This window comes from Paenibacillus polysaccharolyticus (genome assembly GCF_900102085.1).
Taxonomy (GTDB): Bacteria; Bacillota; Bacilli; order Paenibacillales; family Paenibacillaceae; genus Paenibacillus; species Paenibacillus polysaccharolyticus.
The window spans coordinates 102,482-111,113 of sequence record NZ_FMVM01000004.1; the positions used below are offsets into that span (position 1 = coordinate 102,482).

7 protein-coding genes are annotated in these 8,632 nt (G+C 46.5%); 5 read left to right on the plus strand and 2 right to left on the minus strand.

Translation table 11 applies throughout. The annotated features are described in order from the left end of the window. Positions 1 to 81 precede the first annotated feature (81 nt). Together BLQ13_RS06980 and BLQ13_RS06985 are read right to left on the minus strand one after the other, a co-directional pair. Positions 82 to 1,854, minus strand: a complete 1,773-nt coding sequence (locus tag BLQ13_RS06980; protein WP_090917502.1) for a glycoside hydrolase family 13 protein — start codon at positions 1,852 to 1,854, stop codon at positions 82 to 84. Positions 1,855 to 2,071: 217 nt separating this feature from the next. Further along, on the minus strand, positions 2,072 to 2,647 hold the full coding sequence (locus BLQ13_RS06985; protein WP_090917504.1) for a hypothetical protein: 576 nt from the start codon (positions 2,645 to 2,647) through the stop codon (positions 2,072 to 2,074). A 479-nt stretch (positions 2,648 to 3,126) separates the two neighbouring features. On the opposite strand from BLQ13_RS06985, the gene BLQ13_RS06990 reads away from it, so the two are divergent. From BLQ13_RS06990 to BLQ13_RS07010, 5 genes are all read left to right on the plus strand, one after another. After that, positions 3,127 to 4,146, plus strand: a complete 1,020-nt coding sequence (locus BLQ13_RS06990; RefSeq protein ID WP_090917506.1) for an ABC transporter substrate-binding protein — start codon at positions 3,127 to 3,129, stop codon at positions 4,144 to 4,146. A gap of 96 nt (positions 4,147 to 4,242) precedes the next feature. After that, positions 4,243 to 5,256: a FecCD family ABC transporter permease gene (locus tag BLQ13_RS06995; RefSeq protein WP_090917508.1), complete on the plus strand. Its 1,014-nt coding sequence runs from the start codon at positions 4,243 to 4,245 to the stop codon at positions 5,254 to 5,256. Further along, the gene (locus tag BLQ13_RS07000) at positions 5,253 to 6,296 is read left to right on the plus strand and encodes a FecCD family ABC transporter permease (RefSeq protein WP_090917510.1); all 1,044 of its coding nucleotides are present in this window, start codon (positions 5,253 to 5,255) and stop codon (positions 6,294 to 6,296) included. The genes BLQ13_RS06995 and BLQ13_RS07000 overlap by 4 nt, the downstream gene beginning before the upstream one ends. Positions 6,297 to 6,309: 13 nt before the next feature. Further along, the gene (locus BLQ13_RS07005; protein ID WP_090917513.1) at positions 6,310 to 7,134 is read left to right on the plus strand and encodes an ABC transporter ATP-binding protein; all 825 of its coding nucleotides are present in this window, start codon (positions 6,310 to 6,312) and stop codon (positions 7,132 to 7,134) included. Positions 7,135 to 7,547: 413 nt separating this feature from the next. Next, complete coding sequence (locus BLQ13_RS07010; protein WP_090917515.1) at positions 7,548 to 8,570, plus strand: ATP-grasp domain-containing protein; 1,023 nt, start codon at positions 7,548 to 7,550, stop codon at positions 8,568 to 8,570. The last annotated feature ends 62 nt before the right edge of the window (positions 8,571 to 8,632 follow it).

The following is an 8,632-nucleotide window of genomic DNA, read 5'->3' on the forward strand; positions in this document are numbered from 1 at the left end:
ACGTAAGGGTGTGCTTTTTATACAAAAAAGGGCCGGACGTTATTCACGTTCAGCCCTTCGGAATTTTACCCTTTACCAAAATCATGCTTCTGCTGGCTGTTTCGCCTCACATTGCAACAAAGAGAAGCCGTATGCGCCGAGCTCCAAGGTCAACTTGTTCTGTCTTGCCTCAACCGAAGCCGCAGTATACAAGTCACGCCATACGTTATGATCTCCCCATCCAAGCTCCAGTTTACGAGGCTCATCACTGGCATTGATCACCAGTACCATACGTTCTCCCGTCTCCGAATCCACACGTTCCATAGCAAGGCAAGGATCACCTGCTTCGGCATACATAATCTTTAACCCCGCGCTGCGCAAAGCTGGATGTTTCTTCCGTACCTCAATCGTATGGATGAAAAATTCAAGCAGTTCCCGGTTCTGTTTGCCCACGTCCCACTCCATACATTTGCGGCAACCCGGGTCATATCCACCGTCCAGTCCGACCTCATCTCCATAATAGACGCAAGGCGCACCCGGATAGGAGAAAAGCAACGTGACAGCCAATTTCATTTTGCGTATATCGCCATCACATAACGTCAGTAACCGCGGCGTATCGTGGCTGCCCAGCAGGTTAAACGCTGCTTCGGTAACGGGTTGGGAGTACGCAGCAAGCAGTTTGCCAATCTCGTTGGCGAATCCGAGTCCATCCAGCTTGCCGTGCACGGCATAATCCAGTACGGAGTTGGTAAAAGGGTAGTTCATGACTGCATCGAACTGGTCGCCTTGCAGCCACATTAATGAATCATGCCAGATTTCACCGAGCAGATAAGCATCGGGCTTGATCGCTTTGACCGTCTGACGGAATTCACGCCAGAACTGGTGATCCACCTCATTGGCCACATCCAGTCGCCAACCGTCAATATCCATCTCCTCTATCCAGTAGCGTGCAACCTCAAGCAGGTACGCTTTGACATCCGGGTGCTCCGTGTTGAGCTTCGGCATGAGCTGCTCAAAGGCAAAGGTTTCGTAGGTTGGAATGCCATCCTCGACCCGTGGCGGCCAATCCTTGATGTAGAACCAGTCCGCATAAGGGGAAGTCGCACCGTTTTTCATGACGTCGACAAAAGGAGGAAACTCTCTTCCCGAATGGTTAAATACAGCATCCAGAACAACTCGTATACCACGAGCATGACATGCGTCCACTAGCATTCTCAATTGTTCATTCGTGCCAAACTGAGGATCAACTTTCAAATAATCCGCGGTATTGTATTTATGGTTGGTCGTGGCCTCGAACAATGGACAGAAATAGATGGCTGTGATCCCGAGTTTATGAAGATGATCCAGATGGTCCATCACACCTTGCAGGTCTCCGCCAAAGAAATTGGTAGGTGTAGGCGTACCGCCCCAAGACTCAGCATTTGCTGGCGTTAGAGATGGGTCGCCATTCGCAAAACGTTCGGGGAAAATTTGATAAAATACAGCATCTTTAACCCAGGCAGGCGGTTCAAAAATATCAACCGGATTCATGAATGGAAAATCAAACATTTCCAGCGGATGATCCGGCAGTGCCTGTTCAAATCCTCGCTCTGTCATCCACACAGAATCTTCCCCCTGGATTAGCTGAAAGGCATAACGAAGTCTGCGGTAAGGCGGAGATGTCTCGGCTTCCCAGTAATCAAACATTTCGTCCCGGGCGAAAATTTGCATAGGAATATGTGTGATTGTCCGATCCCAGGCATATTTATCCCCTGTAATCGCAATGACGGCATCCAAATCTCCCCGTTTGGACCGCAAGCGAAGATGCATGGTTGTTCGATTATACGCATAAGACCAGTTCAGTTTGGGACGATGATAAATGGCTTCTAAAATCATAGATATCACTCCTTGGCACATGGTTAAATGCAAAATAGGGCTAGAGAATGCCGTGAAAAACGCGTAGAAAACGCAAAAAAGGCACAACCTCTCATGTTCACGAGGTTGTACCTTTCGGCAGCATAGCCTTTTGATTATACGGTTATTATACGAATTATTTTTGCAAAAGAAAACACTTTTTTTCCTTAATTATCAATTAATTATGGAGCCGAGTATACTACATCTGGAATCCCAGTTGTTCTCCGTATGTCTTCACTTCTTTGAGGTACTGCTCGATGCTCTTCTTACCCGCAGCAACCTTGTCATTGCCCTGCTTGAGGAACGTACGATTTATTGTTGTTTTAGACACGGCCTTTTTGAACAACTGATAACCTTCCAGTTGTGCGTAGCTGCCTCTAATCAATTTGTCATGGATTTTTTTCAACTCCGTATTCTCCGGTTTGATCTGCTTCAGCATGGAAACATACTTTGTGTAATTCGGGATAGCTGTGTTGTTTAACGTCAAAAAGAAAGATTTGCGATTGGCAGAGGTGATGTATGTGTTTCCGCCTATGGCGTTTATAGCTTTCGTTTCATAAACAGCCGCTGCTTCCAATGCATCTAAATAATCCAGAAAATCTTGGTCATCCGCCGTAAGTTCCTGTTCTTCCTGGTTGATTGTCTCTTCCGTGTTTACCTCGTCCGAAATCACAGTGGAATTGTCTGCTGCCGCAGCGTAATGCCCTGTTGGAAGAACTATGCCGCCGATCAACGCCATACTCATCAGGATCGAAAGAATCCAATTTTTTTTCATAATGTCCGTCCCCTGTCTCTATATGTGATTTTATTCCAAGGGATAATCTAACATAAGAAGAGTTTCATTTACAGGAATAATTTAGGAATAAATGATGAGTTATATGAGCCGACTCTAAGTACGAAAAGTACAAAGTACGGTCAAATTATTCATAAATATAAGACTTTTATGTATAAATATTAATTTACTTGTATACCGTCACATCATGAAATAGAAGAATAGTTCAAGTTGTATTTGGCCCAGAAGAAGTAGGTGACAATTGACATAAGTGGTTACACCAACGTTGGATAATATTGATTTATATTATATGTATTCACCTGAAATTTGCTTTTATAGCGGCGTTTATAGAATAAATGAAGCTGGATATGAATCGTAAATATTTTTCCAAATAAGTGCTTGTCTAAATCACCCAACTCCATTACAATACAATTGATAATGAGATTCAATATCATTTAGAGTGAAAAGGGGAGACGGGTTCCATGTTTCGATTCAGCAAAAAGGTATATATTTATGCAGCACTTATTCTTATGATTTCGCTGCTGGCTGGCTGTGCTTCAGGGGGAAGTGCGGGTACAACCAATACAGCAAGCTCAGCAACAAGTGGTAAAAGTGCTGAAGGTAGCACGGATGGAGATCAAGCGGTCAAAGCTACAGACGAGACTCGGGTAATCAAACATGCCATGGGGGAAACAAAAATCACGGGAACTCCGCAACGAATCGTGACACTGTTCCAAGGTGCGAATGATGTCGTTGTTGCACTTGGCGTGAAACCGGCAGGTGTCGTGGAATCATGGGTGCAGCAGCCGGTATATGAATATCTGCGTAAAGATCTGGATGGCGTACCGCAAGTAGGTCAGGAATCCCAGCCGAATCTGGAAGAAATCAACAAGTTGAAGCCCGATCTTATTATTGCTACCAAAATCAGAGATGAAGAAATCTATGATCAGCTGTCCCAGATCGCACCAACGGTCGTGACCGAAACGCTGTTCGATTGGAAAGAAACATTGAAGATGGTCGGGGAAGCAATGAACAAAACAGAGGAATCGAATAAGCTACTTGCCGATTGGGAGACACGCGTAGCGGATTTCAAAGAGAAAATGGGTGACCGTCTGCCAATTGAAGCAACCATTACTAACTTCAGAGCAGATCAGGTTCGTATTTTCTACATGGGTTATGCAGGTAAAATTCTGAAGGAACTTGGATTTACAAGACCAGCGGGCCATGATGCAGATAAATGGGGTGTTGAACTGACATCCAAAGAGGCCATTCCGGATATGAATGCAGACATGATTTTTAATTTCAATTCAGGTACGGATACGGCTGCGATCGAGAAAAATTATAAAGATTGGACGAGCAGTCCGCTCTGGAAAAACCTTGATGCTGTGAAAAACAATCAATTGTACCAGGTCGATGAGGTAGCCTGGAACATGGCAGGCGGATATACATCAGCCAACATGATGCTGGACGATCTATACAAGCTGTTCAACCTGAATAAATAATAACCGGATCAGGATCCGCCATGCACCAGAACTTTCGTTAGCAAAGTGTATGGGCAGGCAGGTCCTGTTTCACTTCATAGATGAAAGAGTGAGAGTATGTTTCCCCTTTTTACCAAGGCGAGTGCCAAAATATACGGGTTGCTTGGGTTGTTCATTCTTATGTTGCTCGCTGCAACCGCCAGCATGATTCTGGGACGCACCCCGATTACGTTTCATATGTTGTGGGATGCGGTTCAGTCCTATGATGAAACATCAGTAGAGCATGTGGTGCTTCTGACAGAACGCTTACCACGCACCATTATTGCGGCTGTTGTAGGGGCAAGTTTGGCTGTTGCAGGCGGACTGATGCAGGCACTGACGCGTAATCCGCTGGCTTCCCCGAGTGTGTTCGGGATCAACGCAGGTGCAATTTTCTTTATTGTTATTGCTATTGTCGTATTGTCCGTGTCTTCGTTAACCACGATGATGTGGTTTGGATTTGCCGGAGCGGCAATCTCGGCAGCTATTGTATATGGTTTGGGTTCACTGGGGCGTGATGGTCTGACGCCAATCAAAATTGTATTAGCGGGTACCGCTATTTCAGCCTTGTTTGCCTCTTTTACGCAAGCGATTCTTGTTCTAGACGGCACGGGACTGCAGGATGTTCTGTTCTGGCTTGCCGGTTCGGTAAGTGGGCGAACACTAGAAATGCTGTATCCCGTTTTACCTTATATGGCGGTAGCCGCAGTGGTGTCGTTATTCATGGGGAGAGCTGTCAATTTGTTATTAACAGGGGATGACATTGCAAAAGGGATGGGGCAGAACGTACTACTGGTCAAAGTGATGATGGGAATCGTTACGGTAGTACTCGCGGGTGGTTCTGTAGCAGTTGCCGGTTCCATAGGTTTGGTGGGTCTGGTCGTACCACATATCATGCGTGCATTTGTTGGTAATGACTACCGCTGGCTTGTCCCGTATTGCTTCTTGGGTGGAGCGATATTGCTAATGTCAGCTGATGTCGTAGCAAGGCTTGTCATTATGCCGCAGGAAGTTCCACTGGGTGTAATGACGGCATTAATCGGCGGACCCTTCTTCATCTATATCGCCCGGAAGGGGGTGACGAAGATATGAGGAAGATGCTGACGTATCGGAATAAAAAAGATACTGTTTCCATTCAAGTGGAACGTAAGTCCGTGATGGTTATCGCTGTATGTGTCCTTCTGTTTCTGGTAGCAGGGGTAGTCGGAACAAGCTTAGGCAGTGACTTTATTTCTCCACTGGACGTCCTTCGCACCATCTTTGGACTGAATGAAGGAGAGCATGATTTCGTCGTGCTGACACTCAGGCTTCCACGTGTGTTGTTATCTCTGTTTGTCGGGGCCGCACTGGGAATGTCGGGTGCACTGCTCCAGGGAATTATCCGTAATCCACTTGCCTCACCTGATGTCATCGGTATAACTGGTGGTGCTGCAGTGGCAGCTGTAGGATTTGTAACATTACTGGGTGGAGCCGTAAGCATTAAATTGCTACCACTCTTTGCGGTCATGGGTGCGATGGTCACAGCATTCATCATTTATATCTTGGCCTGGAAAAAAGGAGTCAGTCCGATCCGGCTGGTGCTGATCGGTATAGGCGTATCGGCTATAACGGGCGCTGGCACGACCTTTATGTTGATTTTAAGCCCGTTCTATACAGCAAGTCAGGCTTATATCTGGCTAACTGGCAGCATCTATGGAGCCACATGGACAGATATTCGGACGATATTACCTGTGATTATCATCGTCCTGCCCCTCGCCATGTGGTTTGGTCGCAGTTTGAATGCACAGGAGTTCGGAGATGACCTTGCCACAGGGCTTGGCGTTACGGTGCAGTGGCATCGATCTGCCTTGTTATTATGCAGTGTGCTTCTCGCCGGGATTGCGGTGTCTGTCGCAGGTACGATTGGCTTTGTGGGTTTAATTGCTCCTCATATTGCACGAAAACTGGTAGGGCGGATGTTTGGCAGTTTGCTGCTGGTATCCGGCTTTGTAGGTGCTTTATTGGTATGTACAGCCGATCTCATTGCCCGAACAGTATTTCTGCCGCTGGATATCCCTGCAGGCGTATTTACCGCAGGTATTGGAGCACCGTTTTTTCTGTATCTATTATTTAAGAATCGAAACCATTATTGAGGAGGAGAGAGCCGTGAGTATTCTGGAAGCCAAGGAGCTTACCATCTCCTATGGAGCAGATCCGATTATTGAAAACCTGAACCTGACCATTCCGAAGGGAGAGATTACAGTCCTGATCGGCAGTAACGGTTGCGGCAAATCGACGCTGCTACGTACGATGGCAAGACTGCTGAAGTCCAGCTCAGGCACTGTGCTACTGGATGGTGAGGAGATTGCAAAGCTACCCACCAAAGAAATCTCAAGACGCATGTCTATTCTGCCCCAAGGACCGACGGCACCGGAAGGTTTGACCGTGAATCAGCTGGTTCGCCAAGGACGCTATCCTCATCAGACATGGCTTAAACAATGGTCGCGTGAGGATGAGCGCATGGTTGAACTGGCTCTTGCATCCACACATCTGACAGAACTTGCAGATCGTCCTGTTGATGCGTTATCCGGTGGTCAGCGTCAACGCGCATGGATCGCGATGACCTTGGCACAAGGTACAGAAACATTGCTGCTGGACGAGCCTACAACGTATCTGGATATGACACATCAGATTGATATTCTGGATCTGCTGTTTGAATTAAATGAACGGGAAGGGCGTACCATCGTGATGGTGCTTCACGACCTGAATCTGGCTTGTCGATACGCACATCATATCGTTGCAGTGCACAACAAGTCCATCTACGCAGAGGGCAAACCGGAGGATATTATTACTCGTGATCTCGTACGAAACGTTTTTCAGATGGAGTGTGACATTGCTGTAGATCCGTTATTCGGTACACCCACCTGTATCCCGCACGGAAGAGGCAGGAAGCTGCATGAAACGCAGCAACGTTATACACAGATGGCTTGATAAACAAGAGCTTCGAGGCACCTGTTGGTCAAAAATACCCGCAATGCTGAATCGGTACGTTTGCTTTGCCTTTTTTGGCAAATGATACGATTCTTATAGCATCATGGACACAGGCGTATACGTCATGTTCTTACGGCCATCCACCCCCAAAATTATTCCTCAGTACCATCAATTTATTGTCATGGGGATAACGAAACAGGCAAGCAGAGGATTTGGAAACTCCATAGCTTGCCTTGTTTGTTATGCCTAAGTATGCCAATACTCTACGATTACAATGCCAATACCCTTCTGAAATAAAGATATTTTTTCCTTAAAAGTTTCATATTGACAACGGGTGAATAATTACCATAAAATAGATTTTGTGTGATACTGATAATCATTATCAATAAAATCAACCGATAGGAAGGTCGGATATGAATTTACTTCGTTCCAAATGTTCCGTATTTCCAGAAGGTTTTGAGAATCTACAAAATCGGCTGATTCTGAACAAAGCAAGAGAGATGGGGATTGGCTGCGAGTTGCTAGTGGATGGTTGTGAGGATTTTCTAAAACTGTCCTTGGAGCACAAACAGATCATCATTAACAAAACGAGAACTCACCGGCTACCGCTGATCGCTGGACTGCTTGCCAAGAATAAACAGGCATGTAATCGGATCCTGCATGAACAGGGGATGCCAGTTCCTCCTCATATCGTTGTAGCGGCCATGGGAGAAGAGGCCGAAGTTTTCCTTCATCAATACAGTTCCATCGTAGTCAAACCGCTGGATTCGAGCAGCAGTCAGGGGGTTACGCTGGATGTACGCACCGCTACTGAGTTGGAAGCGGCAATTCATCTCGCAACCCAATATGGCAGTAGCATTCTGCTACAACAATATGTCATTGGAACCGACTACCGGGTGTTAATTATCAACGAACAGGTAGCGGCGGTTAACCAATACCGTCCTGTGTATGTGACGGGTAACGGCAGTTCGTCTGTCCGTGAACGGATTGAAATGCTGAACCGGAACCGCATGCAGGACACAGAGATCGGTATGTACGAAGCTTTCCCCGCGATTGACCTAGACAATACTCATCTGCTGGATACATTGCGTAAGCAAGGACTTGCTTTGAATGACGTGTCTCCTGTGGATCGGGAGATTGAACTGTATGACCTCCGTAATTCGGCGGCCGGAAAGATCAGTGAATTTTACAGGGATTGTACGGATGACATTCACCCGGAGAATACCCGCATGATGATACAGGCAGCCCGAGCGCTCCAGATTGACGTTGCAGGTATCGATGTTCGCTGTAAGGACATTCGAGTACCTATTACAACCGAACAGGGCGGTATTCTGGAGGTCAACGCCTTGCCAGATCTCACTCACCATGTATATCCACATGGCGGCACGACACGAGACGTTGTTCGGCAGTATCTGGAATATCTCAGTCAGAGTTAGCGCTTAGCATTATTCAATAACGAATGTACAGGCAATTGGGCCTGAATCGATGATAAGGAGCG